This window comes from Paraburkholderia sp., assembly GCF_036488795.1.
Taxonomy (GTDB): domain Bacteria; phylum Pseudomonadota; class Gammaproteobacteria; order Burkholderiales; family Burkholderiaceae; genus Paraburkholderia.
The window spans coordinates 136,612-157,028 of the sequence record NZ_DASXHA010000101.1 but is presented as its reverse complement, the minus strand read 5'-3'; the positions used below and the strand labels follow the sequence as shown (position 1 = coordinate 157,028).

Genomic DNA, 20,417 nt, shown 5'->3' with positions numbered 1-20,417 from the left:
TCGCTGTCGGCGATGCTAACGCTTGCACTATGTCTGAAGACATGCAGGATAGCGTCCCATTAAATTCGACACAGATACCCAACGCCGATCTCCTGAAGATCGCCGATATGGTTCATAACGCAAGGCAATGGCCCGATGTAGAGATACGAGGAATTGTCAACGCCGGCGGCTATGTGAAGGAAAAGAATCCAGAGCGTCTTGCTCAAGTTCGTGGCGCGAATTTGCGTGACTACTTGGTGCAGCTTGGCCTAAAGCCCGAAAACATAGCCGTTGAAACGCACAAGGTCACTGCGCCTTACCCGGTGGACAGTGCAGGCTACGGAGGTTTGTTACAGATCGGGGTTACGCTCGTTCCGTTATGCGAGGGTGATTGCACGAAGGTGTGCGACGATCCGCGCGTGAAGCGTACCACTCGGGCAGTCAAATAGGTTCACTGTGCTCGGTGATGTGTGGACGATCAGAAAAGGAAGGTGTTTGATTTTGTTGCGCGCCTGGCCATCACCAGCCCCACCCCACTTTCCTGGCCCCACACAATTGCCGCCTCGTGGAGCTACCCATGGAGCCACAAGTTTTCTAATCTGATGGGCCGTCGGGATGTGAGCCTCGCCTCACACCCTGAACAACGACACGCCTACCAGGAGCTTCGCTCGTGACTGACCTCATCCGGATTCGCCCCGTAGCCGCCGCCGACTTCACCGCCTGGCTGCCGCTCTGGGATGCCTACAACGCCTTCTACGGCCGATCCGGCGAAACCGCGTTGCCTCGCGACATCACATTGCTGACCTGGGCACGTTTCTTCGACGGCTACGAGCCCATGTACGCCATGGTCGCAGAACGCGACGACCAGTTGCTCGGCATCGTGCATTACCTGTTTCATCGGCACACCACCATGGCCGGTCCCATCTGCTATCTGCAGGACCTCTATACGCTGGAGAGCGAGCGTGGCAAAGGCGTCGGCCGCGCGCTGATCGAAGCCGTCTACGAGCGCGCGAAGGAAGCAGGATCAAGCCGCGTGTATTGGCAGACCCACGAGACCAATCAGACGGCCATGCGGCTCTATGACAGCGTCGCGGAGAAATCGGGCTTCGTGGTTTATCGCAAAGCCTTGTAAAGCAACGCGCCCCGGAAACAGTGAAGGGTCCACTCGCCGCTGCAGCAGGACGCCGGACCGGCGGCGCCCCGCTGCTCCATCGCCAGATCGGGTTCCACGCGCTCAGAAAAGCCCTCTGAATAGGCTAAGATTGGTTCGCTTTTCTAACGCGGCGAGGTCTTGACCCTGCTCGAACACCCTATTCTCGAAACGAAGCGCGAAGTGCTGGCCGCGACACGCCGGGAATGATCGGCGCGCCTGGCCGGCCAAGCCCCAAGGAGCGTTGCCGATGAACCAGAACGACGATTTGCCCTTGCCGCCCTCGAACCCCGAACCCGAGAGCCACGACAGTCCCGACAACCCCGAGCGACGCCGCGTTCTGACCGGCATCGCCGCGATGGGGTTCGGATTCGCGCTGGCCGGCTGCCACACCGAGCAACAGGCCGCCGCCGCGCCCCGCAGCGCTGCGGATCTGCGTATGGACGCCGCCTTGCGCGAGCAGGTCCGCCAGATCGTGGTCATCTACGCGGAGAACCGCAGCTTCGCCAATCTGTACGGCAACTTCCCCGGCGTGCAGCATCCTCTCGATGCAGTGCCCGCGGAACGTTACGTTCAGCTCGATCGCGACGGCAAAACGCCGCTGCCGCAACTGCCGAAAATCTGGGGCGGCCTCGTGCCGCAAGCGCAGGAGGTGAACGGCAAACGCTACATGATCGGCGAGCAAGACGTCGCCGGTCTGCGTAACCGGCCGTTCCGGATTCCCGACGCGCACGGCGCGCCGCTGCCGAACGGCGTCATCACGCGTGATCTGTGGCATCGCTTCTATCAGAACCAGATGCAGATCAACGCCGGGCGCAACGACCAGTTCGCCGCGTGGGCCGACTCCGGTGGTCTGGTGATGGGGCACTATCGCAATTCCGCTGAGACGCTGCGCATCTGGAATCTCGCGCAGCAATACACGCTGTGCGACAACTTCTTTATGGCAGCCTTCGGCGGCTCGTGGCTGAACCACATCTTCCTGATCTCCGCGCAGGCACCGCTCGTCCCGGACGTCCATAGCGGCGCGACGAAGAAGTTTGTGTCGGTGGTCGCGGGCGACGATCCCACGGGTGCCTCGCTCAAGGTGGCCGCGGATTCGCCGGCCTCCGCACTCGATGGGCCGCCGAAATTCGTCAGCGACGGCCTGTTTACCCCGGATGGCTATGCCGTCAACACAATGGCGCCGCCGTATCAGCCCAGTTTCGTGAAGCCCGCGGTGGGCGGCAATGCGGCGTTGGCCGATCCGTCGAATCCGCGCGTGCTGCCGCCGCAAAACTACGCGACCATCGGCGATCGTCTGTCGGACAAAGGGGTCGACTGGGCGTGGTACGCCGGCGCGTGGCAATACGCGCAGGATCATCAGGACACGGGCGACGTGCCCGATTTCCAGTATCACCACCAGCCGTTCAACTACTTCGTCAGTTTCGCGCCGGGCACCGACGCGCGCCGCCAGCATCTGCGCGACGCCGGCGTGGGCGACGACGCATCGACCAACCGCCTGATCGCCGATATCGACGCCGGCCGTCTGCCCGCCGTCACGTTCTACAAGCCGCAGGGCAATCTGAACATGCACGCGGGATACGCGGATGTCGAATCGGGCGACCAGCACATCGCCAGGGTGATCGAGCATCTGCAGCGCGGTCCGCAATGGGCCAACACCGTGGTGATCGTCACCGTGGATGAAAACGGCGGCTGGTGGGATCCGGTATCGCCACCCAGGGGCGACCGTTGGGGACCGGGTTCGCGGATTCCGGCATTCGTCGTGTCACCGCTTGCGAAGAAGGGCTACGTGGATCACACGGTCTACGACACCAACTCGATCCTGCGCTTTATCAGCCGGGTGCACGGCCTGGCGCCGCTGGACGGGGTGGCCGCGCGGGATCGTGCGTTCGCGCAGAACGGCCTGGCGCCGCTCGGCGATATGACCGGGACGCTCGATCTGGCTTGAGCGGCTTTTGCACAAGTGTCGATCCCACCAGGTTGCTCAACCTAAGCGGGATCGCGTTTGTGGCGAAAGTAGGCACTCACGTCATTGCTGCAGCCTGGCCTTCAGCTTCTCGGCCACAGCGTCCGAAATCTGCTTCGCGGTGCTCTTGATGGTGGACTTCTCGTCGTGACCGGCCATCACGAACTTCGCCGCGATCACGTACGGATTCAGCTTGATGAACGCGCCGGGCTTGTCCTTGCTGGTGCCTTCTTCGGTCTGTTGATAGAGCGGCGGCAGATCGGGCGTGGAGAGGTCGTCGAGCGACACCGCAACCTGGAAATCATTCTGCCCCGCGCCGAGACCGACCATGGCGCGCTGCAAACGGTTGCCTTCGTCGACGCTCAGAAACACGCCACGCACTTGCCAGCCGGTCGCGGGCAACGGTTGACCCGGTGTGACGCGGCGCGCATCGACGCCGGCTTGCTTCAGATCCGCGGTCAGGTCGTCGGCCATCTCGCCGACGATCTCTTCGGCATGTTCTTGCGGATCCTTCGATGGGCGCAGCGGTCCGCCCGGCAACACGCCGAAGCGCCGCAAGCGGCTGCCGGGGCCGCTGTCCGGCTTGACATTGGCGACGTCCAGATCGAAGTTCGCCACGTAGACAACCGGCGGCGGGTTGGGAAACGGTGCGTTCCCGGCTGCGGCGAGGCTCGCGGTCGTCATCGCACTCAGGCACACCGCCGCCAGGACGGGCTGCAACCATTGACGTACCATGACGCACCTCCCCGACGCTACTTCGACAAGTCCTTCAGCAAGGCGGCTCGCACGCGCGGCTCGATGGCCTCGGTGGGCACTGGATAGTTCGGATGATCGCAACCGACCAGCAACGCCGCGCCGTCACGCAAACGCGTTTTCATCGACGGCGTCAGCTCGAAGCGGACAAAGTGCACCGCGGACGTCTTCTGCTCGTTTTCGCGCTCCAGATCTTCGTCGGCGATCGCGTACACAGGCGCCTCGCCCTCCACCTGGATAAACACACTGTCTTCGATGCCGATCAGCCGCGCCAGCGCCGCTTGCCGCTCGATTTCGTTCTCGTATTCGATCTGCATGGTCGCTTTCAGGTTGCTGCCGTCGGGCACGAGCGGCAAGTAGGCGTTCAGTTCACCCTGAATGCCTTCCTCGTCGAAGATCTTTTCGATGTGAAGCATCTCCTGGATCTGATAGCGGATCGTCAATTCGTCTTCGAACAGAAATGTGACGTGGTTGCCGAGCGGCACAGTGCGCTCTTTTTTGTGCTCGATCACCTGGCTGCGCATCGCGATGCGCGACTTCGAATAGTTCTCGAGCGACAACAGCGAGTTGCGGGCAATGCTCATCGGGTGTCCTTGCAGTCAGTAAGAGAGGTTAGAGGCCGTAGGCTTTGCGCAGCAGCGTCAACGGATGCGCAAGCTGCCCTTTCGACAAACCGTTCTCGTCGAGCCCCTGTTCAATATGATGGCCGGCCAGCTGGCAATCCGACGATATGTAGTCGGGTTGCGGCTGCGCCATCGCCTTGAAAACCGGCGTGCCGATCTGCATCGCCGTGCGGTGAAACTCCTTTTTGACGCCAAACGTGCCCGCATGCCCGGAACAGCGTTCGACCACCGTCACCTGCGTATCCGGCACCAGCGCGAGCGTCTCCGAAGTCTTGCGGCCGATGTTCTGCACCCGTGCATGACAGGGTACGTGATACGACACTTTGCCCAGCCCACTCTTGAAGTCGGTTTTCAGCAGTCCGTCGCGGTGCCGCGACACGAAGTACTCAAAAGGATCCCAAAAGGCTTCGCTAACCGCCTGCACGTCCGCGTCGCCGGGGAACATGAGCGGCAGTTCGTGCTTGTACATGAGCACACAGCTGGGAATGGCGCCGATGATCGCGTAGCCCTCGCGCGCATACTTCGCCAGCACCGGCATGTTCTGTTCCTTCTTCCCGGCGACGCCTTGCAGGTTGCCCTGTTCGAGTAGCGGCATGCCGCAGCAGGCTTCGCTCTTCACCAGTTCGTAGGGAATTTCATTGTGCGCGAGCACGGCGAGCAGATCGTGGCCAATGCCCGGCTCGTTGAAATTCACATAGCAGGTGCCGTAAATCGCCACCTTGCCGGGCGTGCGCTCGCCGTCGCGCACAACCGTGGCCGGCGATTTCTTCGCCGCACTGCGGAATTTGCGCGCCGCGAAGTCCGGCAACCACGCGTTTTTGTCGACACCCAACGCGTTTTCCATGATGCCGCGCGCGGCTTTCGTGTGATTGACGGCGTTCACCGTCTGCGTGACGACCGGAATGCCCGCGAAGTGGCCCAGTGCGTCGGTGTTCGACAGAAACTTGTCACGCAGCTTCACGTCGCCGCGCTTGTAGTCAATCGCCTTGGCGCGCAGCATCAGGTGCGGAAAATCCACGTTCCACGGATGCGGCGGCACATAAGGACATTTCGTCATATAGCAGAGGTCGCACAGATAGCATTGATCGACCACCTTGCCGAAATTCGCCTTGTCGACGTCGTGCGCTTCGCCCGTGTCCGTTTCGTCGACCAGATCGAACAGCGCGGGAAACGCGCCGCAGAGCGACACGCAGCGGCGGCAACCCGCGCAGATATCGAACACGCGTGCAAGCTCCTGATCGAGTGCCTCCTGATCGTAGAACGCGTCTGAAAGCCAATCGAGCGGGTGCCGGGTCGGCGCCTCGAGACTGCCTTCTTTGTGGGGCATGGCGTCAGGCTCCTTTTATGTTTTTAATCGCGTTTGCTCTTCAGATTGCAAACCACTACGGATGCTGCCGGCTCTGCGGGGCCACAACCTATGCGGTGTGCGCAAACCACGCACGGCACGACGCACCGCACCATGCGCTGCGCATACACGAACGGGAGCCTGCGGACCTTGCCGCAAGCTCCCAGAAGGTATTGGTTATGCCGGCGTCGCCGTCGACGCCCCTCGTGTCAGTCGACCAGCGCTTCCAGCGCCTTCGAATAGCGGTTGGCGTGGCTGCGTTCGGCCTTCGCCAGCGTTTCGAACCAGTTGGCGATTTCGTCGAAGCCTTCTTCGCGCGCCGCCTTGGCCATGCCCGGATACATATCCGTGTATTCGTGCGTTTCGCCGGCAATGGCTGCCTGCAGATTCAGACGCGACGAGCCAAACGGCAATCCTGTAGCCGGATCTCCCACTGTTTCCAGGTATTCCAGATGGCCGTGTGCGTGGCCGGTTTCACCTTCCGCCGTGGAGCGGAACAGCGCCGCCACGTCGTTTTGACCCTCCACATCTGCCTTGGCCGCGAAATACAGATAACGCCGGTTCGCCTGCGATTCGCCGGCGAATGCTGCTTTTAGATTCTCCTCCGTTTTCGAACCCTTGAGTTGCGACATCTGAGCCTCCATGCAAGCCTGTATTGTGGACGCGCGATATTGAGCGAACGATCGCCTGTCGTACTCACGGGCAGACGCGCAGAACTGCACCGTTGCCTTAAATCTAGAAGGTGTGCAAGGCGTTCCCCAATTGTGTTTTTCAATGCAGGCGATAGTCGTTTGCCTTGCATAACGCCAAGCGCGGCATAGACTGATAGTGCGAAAGTTCGCGCCATGTGAACGGAACTGATATGCGGCTCACGATCCTTATCAACGGTTCCGATCCCACCGTCAATCACGATTACGCTGTGCTGTGGCTCGACACCGAAGAACGTCGGTGGTCGAGAGAGGCGCATCAAGGGATCGATCTGCCCCCGTGGGGCGAAATGCACGACGCCGATGGCGTCACGACGTTATGCGCACCCAGCACCGACGCCCCGCTGTGTACGCTGCGCGGCCTGCACGTGGATCGCAAACAGCGCGTCAGCTCGGCGCAGGGCACCGCGGCATGGACCTGTGTGCCGGCGCGTGCGCCCGCAACGGGATACTGGCGTTTGCAAGCGGTCGACCGCCAGCCGGTTCGCGCGGAACATCGCGTATTCGACAGTTAGCGGCGGCTGGTCTTCCCCGTTTTCCTCGAACGCATGTTTGATGCGAGGGATGTCTATGTCCGTTGCATAGCGATCCATGCGGTGTCGTGAGCATGCTCACCGCTTAAGCAAAAATTAAGCGCGCATCCGTAGAGTGAGAAGTCCATGCATCTTCGGCCGCTGCAAAGCGGCCATTTTTTTGCGCTGCTTTTTTGCCCATCGTTTTCCGCTGCATTTTCGCTGCCTTTTCCACTGTGCTTTTTCGCGCCGCCACGCGTAGCGCTCGCTCGAACGCGACTCGCGACGCTATACTTTTGGCCCCGTTTCCCTGAATGCGTGCCTCATGAAGAAGTGGTTTGCGTCTTTGTTCCTCGTGGTCGCCGCTCACGCGATCGCTGCTCCCTCCTGCACCGAGTTCACGCCTAACGCCCAGTGGCCGTCGCTCATCAATCAGAAGATGGCGCCAAAAACGCGCCTTCTCTGCTATTCGGACTTCGCCGTGCTGCACTCGGGTATCACGCACGGCCCGCTGTGGTCAGCGGAACATCTGACGCGCGATCACATTGAAGCCGCCGCGGACATGGTGCGGACCAACAAGTTTTTCGAAGACGCGCGACTGCCCGAAGGCGAAGGCGCCACGCTGGCCGATTACAAACGCAGTGGCTACGACCGCGGGCACATGAGTCCCGCCGGCAACCGCTGGAATCAGCAGGCGATGGCACAATCGTTCTCGCTGGCCAACGTCGTGCCGCAGAATCGCGAAAACAATCAACGGTTGTGGGCACGTATCGAAACCTCGGTGCGCAGGATCGCCACCCGCTATGACGATACCTACGTCGTCACCGGACCCATGTTCAGCGGCCAGCAGTTGCAGACCATCGGACCCACACACGTGTTCGTGCCCACGCAGTTATTCAAGGTCGTCTACGTACCGTCGAAACAAATGGCGTTTGCCATCGTCGTAGACAATGTCTCGACGAACCGCTACGACATCAAAACGGTTCACGAACTCGAAACGATCAGCGGCATTCGTTTTCCGGGGATTCCGGAAAATCTGAAGGATCAACGCCCAGGAGGACTCAAAGGTGTTTAACGCTTTCTCGAACGACGACGAAGTGCTCAATATTCAGGGCGACGCGCTGAGCGTCAGCAACGGTACGAGCCGTGTGGTGCTGAGCGGCACGCTTAACATCACCAAAGACAAACGCGGGCTGAAGGCCGCGCTCGCATTGAAACAGGCGCTCGACAGCGTCGTGGCTGCGCTGCAGGCACACGCCGATCTGCCCGATCACATCGAGGACGAGCCGGATGCGAAACCGGGCGTCGTGGACAATCCGTTCAAGTAAGACCAAGCCGCCCACGCGCGGCTCATCGACATTCGCGACCTTCGCGACATGTCATTTCGATCAGTCATCCCAACTTTTCTTAAGGCAGACTTAAGGGATCGCCGCTGCGATCCCTTAAGCCGCTTTCGCGCAGATACGTTTGTTTCCGCGCTTACGTTTAGTCACAAGAGCAGCGTCAACTCCCGTCATCCGGCCAGCGTTAAACCGGCAGCGCTGAACCTTTTCAGCCGCGACATAAGGAGCCACACCATGAAAAAGATTTTCGCTGCTCTCGCTTCCGTCCTGCTGGTTTCAACGGCCTTCGCGCAAACCGCCGCACCGGCGTCTTCGAGCGGTCAACCCACCCAGCCCGCCGGCCAGGCAAACCTGAAGGCCGACGCCGCTGTGCATGCGGATGCGGGCAAAGCCGACACCTCGGTCAAGCAAGCCAGCACCGCAACCGACAAGACCGACGCGAAGGCCAGCAGCAAGAAAACCGTGGCAACCCATACGGCAAAGACCAAGGCTCACAAGGTCAGCAAGACGAAGCGCGCAAACGTGGCGGGTGTCGACAAGACCAAGACCCAATCCGATACCAGCAAGGAAGCGAGCATCGCGCCGGTCAAGACCGGTGGCACCAAGGCCGACACCACCCAATCCAACTAAGGTGCTCGGTGTTCGACATCAGGCTCACGCGTTGTCATAACCAAAGCTGACGATGTCGTTTGGGGGAGGCGGGTCTACGGACTCGCCTTTTTTTCGCCCCTGGTCGGGACTTATTTAGGTTGACGAATTTTTTTTCGTCGTGGAATCAGCAAGCAAGGCGAGCTTAACCGCGTCGACGATTTCGATTTCGGCGTAACGCAGTTGCAACGCGCCTTGCGCTTCGAACTGCTTGAGCGTTTGATTGATGGTTTGCCGCGACAAGGCGAGCATCATCGCGAGATCCTCTTGCGGTACCTTAAGGACCCGTCGCAACGCGCCCGGCTCGCCATAGCCGCCCGCCATCAGCAGCAGACGGCGTGCAATCCGCTGCGCCGCCGGCAACAGCGCCGCTTCCTCGATTGCGTCGAATGCGAGGCGCAGCTTTTGCGTCAACAGCAAGCCGAATAAATGCCAGTACTCAGGCGTACGTTCGAGCAACGCCACCAGCTCGGTACGCGGGATATGAAACAGTACGGAATCGCGCTCGGCATACGCGTCATGGGTTCGTGCGCGGCCGTCAAACAATGCGATCTCGCCGAACCAGTTGACCGGTTCGATCACCGCCAGCAAAGCCTCCTTGCCGGCAAAACTGGCCGCGCCGATGCGGATCAGGCCCTCCAGCACGCAATAGAGTCCGTCGTCAGGGTCGCCGCGCATGAACAGCCGTTGACCGGCCTGCAGACGCTGCGCACGGCCCCGCTCGAGCAGTTGCATCCGCAACGCCTCGGGCGCGCTCCGAAACCACGCGCTGCGCTCGAGCGCGGCAAGCGGCTCCCTCGACGAGGAAAGCGAGTTCATAACCTGACACCGTGCTGTATGGCAAACATTGTCGGCTACCCGAAGGTTTCAAATCCCAATGCCCGCGATTATGATGACTTTGACGGAGGAGCGGCACCCATGAGAACGCTGACCCAGCAACTGACGCAGTACGCGGCTTACCATCGTGACCGGCGCAATATCGCCACGCACTTTTTTGGCATCCCGATGATCGTGTTCGCGCTTGCCGTACTGCTGAGCCGTCCCGCGTGGGCGCCGGCCGCATGGCCGTTCGCGTTGTCGCCGGCCTGGGTGCTGTTCGTTGCATCCACACTCTATTACCTCGTGCTCGACGTGCCGCTTGGCGTGATGATGGCGGCGTTCGCCGCGCTATGTCTCGCCCTCGGTCAGTGGCTTGCCGCTCAGACGACGCTCACGTGGCTCGCTGCCGGCATCGGGCTGTTCGTGGTTGGCTGGGTGTTGCAGTTCATCGGACACGTGGCATATGAGCATCGCAAACCCGCGTTCGTCGACGATGTGACCGGCCTGCTGATCGGCCCATTATTCGTGCTGGCCGAGGCGTTGTTCGCGGTAGGCTGGCGCCCGGCGCTGCGCGAAGCGATTGAAGCACAGGTTGGCCCGACACGCATCAACGCCGATCGCGCCACCGCGCGTCACGGGCATTGAACCTTCGTCGCCGTCAACGCGCCGGAAAGCGCACGAGCCGCACGCCATGCAGTGCGGTGAGCGCGACCGCCAGCCAGATCGGCACATACGTGGCAAGTTGCTGGGCCGTCAAGGCCTCACCCAGCAACGTGATCGATACGAGCACCAGCAGTACCGGTTCGACATAACCGAGAATGCCGAACAGCGCCATCGGCAATAACCGGCTCGCCTTCAGATACGAGGCCAACGCTATCGTGCTGAGCGCGCCGAGTCCCGGCAACAGCAAAAACCACATATCGAGGCGGCCGGACAGCAAGGTCAGCGAGCCGCCCCATATCACCTGCAGAATGGCAAATGGCAACAGCAAGGTCATTTCAACGCCGAACGCCGTCAGCGAATCCGCATTGATCCTGCGGCGCAACACGAAGTACGGCGGATAGCCGAGCGCCACCAGCAGCGTCGGCCACGAGAACGCGCCCACCACCCAAAACTCATGCGCGACGCCCACGGCCGCGCACGCCACGGCGAGCCATTGCAGAGGTTCGATCCGTTCGTGATAGTAGAAACGCCCGACCAGCACCATGACGAGCGGCAACAGGAAATATCCGAGCGAGACATCCAGCAGGCGACCATGCAACGGCGCCCATAGAAACACCCACAGTTGCACGCCAAGCATCGCCGCACTGGCCAGCAACGCCAACACGAGGCGCGGCTCGCGCAACGCCCGTGCGATCAGTTGCATCAGCAACGGCCAGCGTTGCCGCACGGCAATCAGAAGCAGCGCGCCAGGCACGGTCCACACCACGCGCCACGCGAAAATATCCAGTCCGCTCAATGGCGCAAGCAGCTTCACGTAAGCCGACAACAGCGCGAACAGCGTGGTCGCGCACATCGAGAGCGCAATGCCCCGTCCTGGTTCATATGCCTGATTCATTGAACGGCTGGCCCCGAAATGCCGTTCGCGACACGCTCGCCCATCCCCGCAAGCCGCGTGGCGCGACGCAACGCGGCGTGATTCGTTCTCATTCGAAGGTCTATCTCTGAGGCGCGTAGCCCATCATATGGGACAGTGCAAGGCGCGGTTGGTGATGGTTCTTCATGCAAGCCGGCATTCTAGACGCGTTGAAGCGCACAGGTTCACGAACCCGCAATTAGTCCGTGCGAGGATGCCTGCAATGAACTAGAACATAACTTCACGATCATCAATCACTACGCATAGGCGCTGCCTGTACTGGCGGCGCTCCGTGATTGCGCTCAAGCGCAGTTCTTGCTTGAACACCCCGGCTCGTCCGGCTAACACGCCGTCCATGCGGACTCCGGTCCGCTCCTTCATGACGAGTGCGACGTACGGTTCACGTCGCGCACGTAACGACCTGCTTCCCGACAGAAAACCGTCAACGGAAAGTAATAAATGGAGCAAGCATGACTCAGCCAGCCCTATTGCAAGACGTCTCTCCCGACTTCGTCGCCGAGGTTCGCGCCGGTCTCACACACGCGCCACAGAAGGAGTTGCCGTCCAAGTACCTCTACGATGAGGTCGGCTCCGCCCTTTTTGAAGTAATCACCGTACTGCCCGAATACGGCGTGACGCGCGCCGAAGAAAGGCTGCTTGCGAAACACGCCGCGGACATCGTCGCGCAATTGCCTCATGACGTCACGGTCGCCGAACTCGGCAGCGGCAGCGGTCGCAAGACACGGCGAATTCTGGAAGCCCTGTGTAAAAAGCGCCCCACTTCTTACTTCCCGATTGAAATTTCGCGCGCTGCGTTGCAATTGTGCCGGCGTGAACTGGGCGACATCGAACGCATTTCGATTGTCGGTTATGAGCGCGATTATCTTGCCGGACTGGCCGAGGTCAGCAAGAAGCGTGCTGATGGCGAACGCCTGCTCGTGCTGTTTCTGGGCAGCACGATCGGCAATTTCGGACGGCTCGCCGCGACGCGCTTCCTGCGCTCGATCCGCAGCATGCTCGCCCCGGGCGACGCGTTATTGCTCGGCACCGACCTCGAAAAACCGGTGCCCATGCTGGTCGCCGCCTACGATGACGCGGTCGGCGTCACCGCGGCGTTCAATCTGAACCTGCTCGCGCGCATCAATCGTGAACTGGGCGCAGATTTTCCGCTCGATGCATTCGAGCACCTCGCACGCTTCAATCCCGACGCGCGCAGCATCGAAATGCATCTGCGCGCGAAGCGCCCCGTGACCGCGCATGTGCATGCGGCGCAATTAACCGTGACGCTCGAAGAAGGCGAAACCATCTGGACCGAGAGCAGCCACAAATATCGCGCGCAAGAAGTCCACGCCATCGCTGACGATGCGGGCTTCGTCTGCAGTCATCAGTGGGTCGAGCAGGAGTGGGGCTTCGCGGAGAGTTTGCTGGTAGCCAGGTAACGTGCGTCGCCGCCCTGGGTGGGTTGCGCCCACCCAGGGCGTGCACTTCGCGGCGTGCCGGCGCGCCGCGTGAGTGCCTTAATGCTGCTCGAAACGTTCGTAGCGTTTTTCGGTGTAGCGCTCTTCACCGGCCACTTCGCTCACGCGGGCAGCGGGCGGCCCGTGGCGCAGCCACGAAAGCATCCGGTCGACCTGGTTGGCCGGTCCCTGCAGGACGGCTTCCACCGAACCGTCCTCAAGATTGGCCACCCATCCTTTGATACCGAGCGCGTGCGCCTGGCGCACCGTCGCGTGACGAAATCCCACGCCTTGCACGACGCCGCGCACCCGCACGTAATAGGTTTCGATCCGCGCATCCAGATCCGGGCCTGTCATGCCGTCCTCTCCTGACTGTCTTTTCAAGCCGGCATTCTAGTCGCGTCGCGACGAGATTGCTTGGTGCACACGGGGCGGGCGCAACACGACACGGCCGCCGCGCCCCACGTACAATCCGACGACCGCCATGCAGGGAACTGGAAAAGAATGACTGAACAGAATCGCGACCTCGTGCTCGTCACCGGCGCTTCGGGCTTTGTCGGCTCGGCGGTGGCGCGTATCGCGCAACAAAAAGGTTTCAATGTGCGCGTGCTGGTGCGCGCCACCAGTCCGCGCGCGAACGTCGAGGCGCTCGAAGCGGAAATCGTGGTCGGCGACATGCGCGATGAAGCCTCGATGCGAGCCGCGCTGCGCGGCGTGCGCTATCTGCTGCACGTTGCCGCGGACTACCGGCTGTGGGCGCCGGATCCGGGCGAAATCGAACGCTCGAATCTGCAAGGCACCGAGGCGACCATGCGCGCTGCGCTGAAAGAAGGCGTCGAGCGGATTGTCTACACCAGCAGCGTGGCCACACTCAAGGTGACGAGCTCGGGCCAATCCGCAGACGAAACCTCGCCGCTCAAGTCCGATCAGGCGATCGGCGTGTACAAACGCAGCAAGGTGCTGGCCGAGCGCGCGGTCGAACGGATGATCGCCGAGGACGGCTTGCCCGCGGTGATCGTGAATCCTTCCACGCCGATCGGCCCGCGCGACGTCAAGCCGACCCCGACCGGGCGCATCATCGTCGAGGCCGCGCTCGGCAAGATTCCGGCCTTCGTCGATACCGGCCTGAACCTCGTACATGTCGATGACGTCGCAGCCGGGCATTTTCTGGCGCTCGAACGCGGCAAGATCGGCGAGCGTTATATCCTCGGCGGCGAAAATCTGCCGCTGCAGGCGATGCTTGCGGACATCGCCGCCCTCACCGGCCGCAAGGCGCCGACCATCAGCCTGCCGCGCTGGCCGCTCTACCCGCTGGCGATGGGCGCCGAAGCAGTCGCGAAAATCACGAAGCGCGAACCGTTCGTCACCGTCGACGGTCTGAAGATGTCGAAGAACAAGATGTACTTCACGTCCGCGAAGGCGGAACGCGAACTCGGCTACCGTGCCCGGCCGTACCGGGAAGGACTTGCCGACGCGCTCGAGTGGTTCAGGCAGGCGGGTTATCTGAAGGCGTGATGGCCACCCGTACCTGAGGCTCGCCGCGAGCCTCAGGTACGGCCTCAGCATCCGTGCGCACGCACTTTGTTACAAGTCGTCCTGGCCGCGGCAGGTTCAAGGCCGCGCGTAACAGGTAAAATCGCGGCTCTTACCAGAGAATCCTCGCATGAACCTTCACGAACAGCTCGGCGCGCTTGAAATGGGCGTCGATCAGCTCATTCAGGCTGTCGTGGCCCCGCAGGCCCAAAACATCCCCGAGACACCCGCAGACACCGCGACGCCCGAGCTCGCGCAGACGCCGGCTGCAACGGCCGCGACTGAAACCGTTGACGACACCACGGCGCAGGGCGTCGCTGAAGAAATGCCCGAGACCAAGCCTACGCTGTCCATCGGCCGGCCGGCCCAGAACGAAATCACCATGACGATCGGCGGCAAGACCGTCTCGCTGCATCCCGAGCAGGTGGGTCAGTTGATCGAGGAGTTGTCGAACGCGCGTGCGTCGATGACGCCCGAGCCGCCAATGGGCGTGCCGCCCGGCTGGCGTTTCGTGTCGACCAAAAATCCGGCAATGGCGGTGCAGAAGCAGTCGAACGGCGACCGCCTGATGATCATGCGTCACACCGGCCACGGCTGGGTGCCGTTCACGTTCTCACCGGACATCGTGATTCAGATGTACGCGTTGCTCACGCAGCGCTAGGCAAGCTTCACGCAACTGCGAAGCGGCATTGATGGACAAAGGGCGTCGCCTCGTGCGCCGCCCTTTTTGTTCTGCAGGTATGGCCGGATCCGGCCGCTTACCGGTCCGGTTGCACCGGCGCCTGCACGCGCGCCTTCCACTGACCGCCCTTCCCGCGCCAATACCGCACCGCCGACGCAAACGTCGCGCCGACATAGAACAGCGCCACCAGCGGCAGGAACGGCGCCCACAGCGGCGAACGGCCGTAATAGCGCAGCATGGGCGCATACGCGAGGCACATCGCGCCCCACGCGAGCCAGGCCGGCCACGCTTGCGGCCCGAGTGCGAGCGCCGCAAGCGGCGGAATCAGATAGATGATCGTCATGCCCGCCAGCGTGCCGGCAAGCAGCCACGCCGAGTAGTGCAACTGGGTGAAAGCCGTGCGCGCGATCATGTTCCAGATCTCGCGCCAGTTGTCGTACGGACGCAACGACACGCTTTGCGCGGCCACGTCGAGCCGGATCGGATGACGCCCCTCACCGCGATGCTTGATGCGCGCGGCAAGGCTGCAATCGTCGATCAGCTCGGCGCGGATCGACTCGATACCGCCCGCTTCTTCGAGCGCCGTGCGGCGTACCAGCATGCAGCCGCCGGCCGCCGCGGCCGTCTTGTTGCGCGGGTTGTTGACCCACGAGAACGGATACAGCTTCGCGAAGAAGAACACGAAGGCGGGAATCAGCGCCTTTTCCCAGAACGAGTCGCAGCGCAGCCGGACCATCAGCGAGACCAGATCGCGCTGTTCCGCGTCGGCGCGTGCTACGAGTTGCGTGACTGCATCGGCGGGATGGCCGATGTCCGCGTCGGTCAGCAGCAGGAAGTCGGCCGGCAGGCCGAGCGTGCGCACCGCCTCGATGCCTTGCGACTGCGCCCATACCTTGCCGGACCAGCCCGTGGGCAGCGGCTTGGCCGTCAAGACCGTGAGGCGGTCGGGGCACTGACGCTGCAACGCGGCCGCGCGGGCGGCGTCGGCGGTGCCGTCGGTGCTGTGATCGTCGACGACGACCACGTGGAACGGACCCGGATACGCCTGATCGAGCAGCGTACCCACTGACTGAGCGATCACATCCGCTTCATTGCGTGCCGGCACGACAGCGACGACGGCCGGCCACACATCGCGTGAAGCACTGGCAAGCGGTTGAGCGGGACACGCCCGCCAGAATCCGCCGCGAAAAAACAACAATACACACCAGATCAACAGGGAGAGAGACGACAGAACAAACAGAACGACCTCCATTACACATTGCCCTCAATCGACGTTGCGCGCACGCCGACGCGCCGCGATAACCACATCGTCACGCTGCGCGCCGCGACGACGCACCAGTCGAACGCACCGAGCGCCGGACGATGGCGGAACACGTCGTAGCCCGCTGTTTCGATGCGCTCAAGAATCCGCAAGCCGCCATGAACGATGCCGCACAGCACGAGTCCGGCGCGCCCCGGCAGGCGCAGCGCGAGCGGCGCGCCGCGGACCAGCATGGCGCGTGCATAGGCCACTTCGTAGGCCATCAGCGCGCGCCATGCGTCGTCGACGACGCCCTTGGCCAGTTGCGCTTCCGTCACGCCGAAGCGCTGGAGATCGGCAAGCGGCAGATAGACGCGGCCATTTTTCCAGTTGGGCGCGACGTCCTGCCAGAAATTGGTCAGATGAAGCGCCGTGCAGATTGCATCCGAGTCCGCCAGATTCTCCGCACTCGCGGCCTGGAACAGATGCAGCATCAGATGTCCGACCGGATGCGCCGCGCGGCGGCAGTAGTCGAGCAGGGCCGGGCGGTCGGCATAGCGGGTTGTGTCGATCTCCTGATCGAGCGCTGAGACGAGGTCGTAAAACGGCGCGAGCGGCAGCTTATACTGTGCGGCCACGCCCGCCAGCTTGCCGAACAGCAGCGGATGCACGGGCGCCATGTGGCCGCTGGCCACGGCGTCCAGACCCGCACGGAAATCGGCGAGCCGCGCATGGCGTTCGGCGGGGCGCCAGTTGCCTTCTTCGGCAATCTCGGCGGCGGTGCGCGAAACCTGATAAATCACGCCGATCGGCCCACGCAGCGCCTTTGGCAACCACACGCGGGCGATCGGAAAGTTTTCGTAGTGATCGGCTTCCATGCAGCGAGCCTCATGCATTTTGGTAATGCGGCTGTAAGCATAAACCGCAGGGCCATACAGTTTAAGGGTTCCGCCGCTGCCCTGCAGCGCGCAATAATTGCCGGATGGGCTTCCCAAGCCGCATAGGCAGGGCTCTGCCGAAGCAAAGCGCGCCCGATAGCGTTAGAATGCGCGTTTGGTTTTCGTCTACCGGATTTACGTCCACCCGTAGACATCAATTAATATCATGGTCGCGGCGATAAAGTCGTTTTTACCGACTTCCTCGAAACCTGCGTCAGTCGGAGTTCGGCAACCTATGCGAGTCATTCTTGCTCAACCCCGTGGCTTCTGCGCGGGGGTGGTCCGGGCGATCGAAATCGTCGATCGCGCGTTGCAGCAGCACGGCGCACCGGTGTATGTGCGTCACGAAATCGTCCACAATCGGCATGTGGTCGACAATTTGCGCCAGAAGGGCGCCCGCTTTGTCGAAGAGCTCGATGAGGTGCCCGAGGGCGCCGTGGCGATTTTCAGCGCGCACGGGGTTGCCCAGACCGTCGAACGTGCAGCGGAACAGCGCGGCCTCGACGTGCTCGACGCCACCTGCCCGCTCGTCACCAAAGTGCATGTGCAGGGCCGTCAGTATGTCGGCGCCGGGCGTACGCTGATCCTGATCGGTCACGCCGGGCATCCGGAAGTGGAAGGCACGATCGGCCAGATTCCCGGCAAGGTGTTGCTGGTGCAAAGCGAGGCGGAAGTGGCTCACCTCGACTTGCCGGTCGACGCGCCGCTCGCGTATGTGACGCAGACCACGCTGTCGGTCGACGACACGCGCGGCATCATCGACGCATTGCTGCGCCGGTTTACGAATATCGTCGGTCCGGACACGCGCGACATCTGCTATGCCACGCAAAACCGTCAGGCAGCGGTGCGCGAACTGAGCACGCAAGTGGATGTGTTGCTCGTTGTAGGCGCAACCAACAGTTCGAACTCGAACCGGCTGCGTGAGATTGGCAGCGAAACAGGTGTGCCGAGCTATCTCGTCGCCGACGGTTCGGAAGTGAAGCCGGAATGGTTTGCGAATGTGCAGACGGTCGGCATCACGGCAGGTGCTTCGGCGCCTGAAGAAATGGTTGAAAACGTAATCGATGCGCTGCGCGCATTAGGGTCCGTCGAGGTCACGACGATGGCGGGCCGGGAAGAGAAAGTCGAATTCAAGTTGCCGTCAAAGCTGACGCAACCTCTCGCCGCACGCGAAGTTTAAGGAGGACACCTTGTCTATTCCGTTGCTCCAGAAAGTCCGGGTTGGCGCATACATCATGCGTCAACACCTTGCGCGCAATAAGCGCTACCCGCTCGCATTGATGCTCGAGCCGCTGTTTCGCTGCAATCTTGCCTGCAATGGCTGCGGGAAAATCGACTATCCGGATCCCATCCTGAACCAGCGCCTGTCGCTCGAGGAGTGCCTTGGCGCCGTCGACGAATGCGGCGCGCCGGTCGTTTCGATTGCAGGCGGCGAGCCGCTTCTGCATAAGGAAATGCCGCAGATCGTCAAGGGCATCATCGCGCGCAAGAAGTTCGTGTATCTGTGCACGAATGCGCTGCTGATGGAAAAGAAGATGGACGACTACGAGCCGAATCCGTACTTCGTCTGGTCGGTGCATCTGGACGGTGACGAGCAGGCGCACGACCACTCGGTGTCGCAAGAGGGTGTGTACGTCAAGGCTGTCGCCGCGATCAAGGAAGCCAAGCGCCGCGGTTTCCGCGTGAACATCAATTGCACGCTGTTCAACGACGCGGTGCCGGAGCGCGTCGCTGCGTTCTTCGATACGGTCAAGGAAATGGGCGTAGACGGCATCACCGTTTCGCCGGGTTACGCCTATGAGCGCGCGCCGGATCAGCAGCACTTCCTGAACCGCGACAAGACCAAGCATCTGTTCCGCGAAATTTTCAAGCGTGGCAACGGCGGCAAGAACTGGTCGTTCAGTCAGTCGGCGATGTTCCTGGACTTCCTCGCCGGCAATCAGACGTACGAATGCACGCCGTGGGGCAATCCGGCACGTACGGTGTTTGGCTGGCAGAAGCCGTGCTATCTGGTCGGCGAAGGTTATGTGAAGACCTTCAAGGAACTGATGGAGACGACCGACTGGGACAAATACGGCACGGGCAACTACGAGAAGTGCGCGGACTGCATGGTGCACTGTGGGTTTGAAGCTACGGCCGTGATGGATACGGTTGCGCATCCTTTGAAGGCTCTCAAGGTCTCGCTGCGCGGGCCCAAGACGGCTGGTGCGTTCGCCAAGGACATTCCGCTTGATAAGCAACGGCCCGCTGAGTATGTTTTCTCGCGGCATGTCGAGATCAAGCTGGAAGAAATTGGGCGGGCCGGGAAGGGGAAGAAGGTGGAGACGGCTACGGCGCATTAAGTTTTTTGCTTCGGGGCCCGATTTGGGTTCTGTTGCATTTGTTCTCTGCGGAAAGCGCATCGGTTTTTTGATCGATGCGCTTTTTCTTTTGTTTTTGCTTTTGGTTTTTTGTCTGGCTGACGGCTGGTTTATTTTGGTTTTTATATGACGTTGGCTTCTTCTTGTTTTGTTCCTGGTCCATTAGCTTCGCCCTGTACCGTTTGCGATACTGGGTTGGCCTTTCCTTGCATTGTTATTGGTCTATTAGCTTTGCCCCTGTGTGGGGCGGCACTCACTTTCCTTGTCGCCGCAAAGAAAGTAAGCAAAGAAAGCGGACTCACACCGCCAGCCAGTAGGTGTCGCCCCCGCCGCTCACACGACATTGGCCCGAGACAAGTTCGACCCTCGCATCACACACACTTTTGACATAGGACTTATCCACCCCACTTCGCACTCCGCGCGTCGCGGATGGGTATGCTAGTGAAAACGGCTTACTGATTGTTTCGGACTACGCAGAAGGAGATATGCCTAGCGGCGGAGCGCGTAGCGCAACGCTGGAGCGGATGAATGCTGTGTCACGAGTGTGGCTGCGCGGGGGCAGGTCTCGTGTTGGGCCGTTACCCGTACATGACAGAGATGGACACTTATGGGCTGGCGGTGTGAGCCCGCTTTCCTTTGCCTACTTTTCTTTGCCTACTTTTCTTTGCGGCGGTAAAGAAAGTGCCGCCCCGCACAGGGGCGAAGCTAATAGACCACCAAGACAACGAGGAAAGGCCAACCCGGTACGACAAACGGCACAGAGGCGAAGCCAATAAACCGCTAAGA

At 61.5% G+C, this 20,417-nt stretch carries 23 protein-coding genes; 13 read left to right on the top strand and 10 right to left on the bottom strand.

What is annotated here, in order from left to right; genetic code table 11:
• The first annotated feature begins 29 nt into the window (after positions 1-29).
• The 3 genes from VGH41_RS14190 (at position 30) to VGH41_RS14180 (ending at position 3,077) form a co-directional block, all read left to right on the top strand.
• Positions 30-428, top strand: coding sequence for a hypothetical protein (locus VGH41_RS14190; RefSeq protein WP_331598080.1), 399 nt, complete (start codon positions 30-32; stop codon positions 426-428).
• A gap of 221 nt (positions 429-649) precedes the next feature.
• Complete coding sequence (locus VGH41_RS14185) at positions 650-1,111, top strand: GNAT family N-acetyltransferase (RefSeq protein WP_331598079.1); 462 nt, start codon at positions 650-652, stop codon at positions 1,109-1,111.
• Positions 1,112-1,379: 268 nt separating this feature from the next.
• Entirely contained in the window at positions 1,380-3,077 is a 1,698-nt protein-coding gene (locus VGH41_RS14180; RefSeq protein WP_331598078.1) for an acid phosphatase, read from the top strand.
• A gap of 81 nt (positions 3,078-3,158) precedes the next feature.
• On the opposite strand, the gene VGH41_RS14175 is transcribed toward VGH41_RS14180, so the two are convergent.
• From VGH41_RS14175 to VGH41_RS14160, 4 genes are all read right to left on the bottom strand, one after another.
• A complete protein-coding gene (locus VGH41_RS14175) occupies positions 3,159-3,830 on the bottom strand; it encodes a DUF4410 domain-containing protein (protein WP_331598077.1) in 672 nt (223 codons plus the stop codon).
• Positions 3,831-3,847: 17 nt separating this feature from the next.
• Entirely contained in the window at positions 3,848-4,432 is a 585-nt protein-coding gene (locus VGH41_RS14170; RefSeq protein WP_331598076.1) for a DUF3501 family protein, read from the bottom strand.
• A gap of 28 nt (positions 4,433-4,460) precedes the next feature.
• The gene (locus VGH41_RS14165) at positions 4,461-5,798 is read right to left on the bottom strand and encodes a heterodisulfide reductase-related iron-sulfur binding cluster (protein WP_331598075.1); all 1,338 of its coding nucleotides are present in this window, start codon (positions 5,796-5,798) and stop codon (positions 4,461-4,463) included.
• A 227-nt stretch (positions 5,799-6,025) separates the two neighbouring features.
• Positions 6,026-6,448 carry a rubrerythrin family protein gene (locus VGH41_RS14160; protein ID WP_331598074.1) on the bottom strand — a complete coding sequence of 141 codons (423 nt, stop codon included), beginning with the start codon at positions 6,446-6,448 and terminating at the stop codon, positions 6,026-6,028.
• Between the two features lie 230 nt (positions 6,449-6,678).
• Here VGH41_RS14160 and VGH41_RS14155 point away from each other — a divergent pair, with 230 nt between their 5' ends.
• The 4 genes from VGH41_RS14155 (at position 6,679) to VGH41_RS14140 (ending at position 9,008) form a co-directional block, all read left to right on the top strand.
• Positions 6,679-7,038 carry a DUF3564 domain-containing protein gene (locus VGH41_RS14155; protein ID WP_331598073.1) on the top strand — a complete coding sequence of 120 codons (360 nt, stop codon included), beginning with the start codon at positions 6,679-6,681 and terminating at the stop codon, positions 7,036-7,038.
• Between the two features lie 322 nt (positions 7,039-7,360).
• Positions 7,361-8,110 carry a DNA/RNA non-specific endonuclease gene (locus VGH41_RS14150; RefSeq protein WP_331598072.1) on the top strand — a complete coding sequence of 250 codons (750 nt, stop codon included), beginning with the start codon at positions 7,361-7,363 and terminating at the stop codon, positions 8,108-8,110.
• Positions 8,103-8,363, top strand: coding sequence for a hypothetical protein (locus VGH41_RS14145; RefSeq protein ID WP_331598071.1), 261 nt, complete (start codon positions 8,103-8,105; stop codon positions 8,361-8,363). Before VGH41_RS14150 ends, VGH41_RS14145 begins: the two co-directional genes overlap by 8 nt.
• A 249-nt stretch (positions 8,364-8,612) precedes the next feature.
• Complete coding sequence (locus VGH41_RS14140; RefSeq protein ID WP_331598070.1) at positions 8,613-9,008, top strand: hypothetical protein; 396 nt, start codon at positions 8,613-8,615, stop codon at positions 9,006-9,008.
• Positions 9,009-9,122: 114 nt separating this feature from the next.
• On the opposite strand, the gene VGH41_RS14135 is transcribed toward VGH41_RS14140, so the two are convergent.
• Positions 9,123-9,845 carry a Crp/Fnr family transcriptional regulator gene (locus tag VGH41_RS14135; protein ID WP_331598069.1) on the bottom strand — a complete coding sequence of 241 codons (723 nt, stop codon included), beginning with the start codon at positions 9,843-9,845 and terminating at the stop codon, positions 9,123-9,125.
• Between the two features lie 99 nt (positions 9,846-9,944).
• Here VGH41_RS14135 and VGH41_RS14130 point away from each other — a divergent pair, with 99 nt between their 5' ends.
• A complete protein-coding gene (locus tag VGH41_RS14130; protein ID WP_331598068.1) occupies positions 9,945-10,490 on the top strand; it encodes a DUF962 domain-containing protein in 546 nt (181 codons plus the stop codon).
• A gap of 13 nt (positions 10,491-10,503) precedes the next feature.
• Here the strand turns inward: VGH41_RS14130 and rarD are convergent, their stop codons facing one another.
• The gene (gene rarD / locus VGH41_RS14125) at positions 10,504-11,403 is read right to left on the bottom strand and encodes an EamA family transporter RarD (protein WP_331598067.1); all 900 of its coding nucleotides are present in this window, start codon (positions 11,401-11,403) and stop codon (positions 10,504-10,506) included.
• A 488-nt stretch (positions 11,404-11,891) separates the two neighbouring features.
• On the opposite strand from rarD, the gene egtD reads away from it, so the two are divergent.
• Positions 11,892-12,860, top strand: a complete 969-nt coding sequence (gene egtD, locus VGH41_RS14120) for an L-histidine N(alpha)-methyltransferase (protein ID WP_331598066.1) — start codon at positions 11,892-11,894, stop codon at positions 12,858-12,860.
• Positions 12,861-12,938: 78 nt separating this feature from the next.
• On the opposite strand, the gene VGH41_RS14115 is transcribed toward egtD, so the two are convergent.
• Entirely contained in the window at positions 12,939-13,235 is a 297-nt protein-coding gene (locus VGH41_RS14115) for an acylphosphatase (protein WP_331598065.1), read from the bottom strand.
• Between the two features lie 147 nt (positions 13,236-13,382).
• On the opposite strand from VGH41_RS14115, the gene hpnA reads away from it, so the two are divergent.
• Together hpnA and VGH41_RS14105 are read left to right on the top strand one after the other, a co-directional pair.
• A complete protein-coding gene (gene hpnA / locus VGH41_RS14110) occupies positions 13,383-14,393 on the top strand; it encodes a hopanoid-associated sugar epimerase (RefSeq protein ID WP_331598064.1) in 1,011 nt (336 codons plus the stop codon).
• Positions 14,394-14,541: 148 nt separating this feature from the next.
• Complete coding sequence (locus tag VGH41_RS14105) at positions 14,542-15,072, top strand: hypothetical protein (RefSeq protein WP_331598063.1); 531 nt, start codon at positions 14,542-14,544, stop codon at positions 15,070-15,072.
• 97 nt (positions 15,073-15,169) lie between these two features.
• On the opposite strand, the gene VGH41_RS14100 is transcribed toward VGH41_RS14105, so the two are convergent.
• Both VGH41_RS14100 and hpnC read right to left on the bottom strand, forming a co-directional pair.
• Positions 15,170-16,345 (bottom strand): glycosyltransferase, encoded by a 1,176-nt coding sequence (locus VGH41_RS14100; RefSeq protein ID WP_331598062.1) that lies wholly within the window; start codon positions 16,343-16,345, stop codon positions 15,170-15,172.
• Complete coding sequence (gene hpnC, locus VGH41_RS14095; protein WP_331598061.1) at positions 16,345-17,211, bottom strand: squalene synthase HpnC; 867 nt, start codon at positions 17,209-17,211, stop codon at positions 16,345-16,347. Before hpnC ends, VGH41_RS14100 begins: the two co-directional genes overlap by 1 nt.
• 295 nt (positions 17,212-17,506) lie before the next feature.
• Between hpnC and ispH the strand changes: the two genes are divergently transcribed.
• Together ispH and hpnH are read left to right on the top strand one after the other, a co-directional pair.
• A complete protein-coding gene (ispH, locus tag VGH41_RS14090; RefSeq protein ID WP_331598060.1) occupies positions 17,507-18,451 on the top strand; it encodes a 4-hydroxy-3-methylbut-2-enyl diphosphate reductase in 945 nt (314 codons plus the stop codon).
• Positions 18,452-18,461: 10 nt separating this feature from the next.
• The gene (gene hpnH / locus VGH41_RS14085; RefSeq protein ID WP_331598059.1) at positions 18,462-19,613 is read left to right on the top strand and encodes an adenosyl-hopene transferase HpnH; all 1,152 of its coding nucleotides are present in this window, start codon (positions 18,462-18,464) and stop codon (positions 19,611-19,613) included.
• Here the strand turns inward: hpnH and VGH41_RS14080 are convergent.
• The gene (locus VGH41_RS14080; protein ID WP_331598058.1) at positions 19,600-19,794 is read right to left on the bottom strand and encodes a hypothetical protein; all 195 of its coding nucleotides are present in this window, start codon (positions 19,792-19,794) and stop codon (positions 19,600-19,602) included. The two genes, hpnH and VGH41_RS14080, sit on opposite strands and share 14 nt — an antisense overlap.
• Positions 19,795-20,417 lie beyond the last annotated feature (623 nt).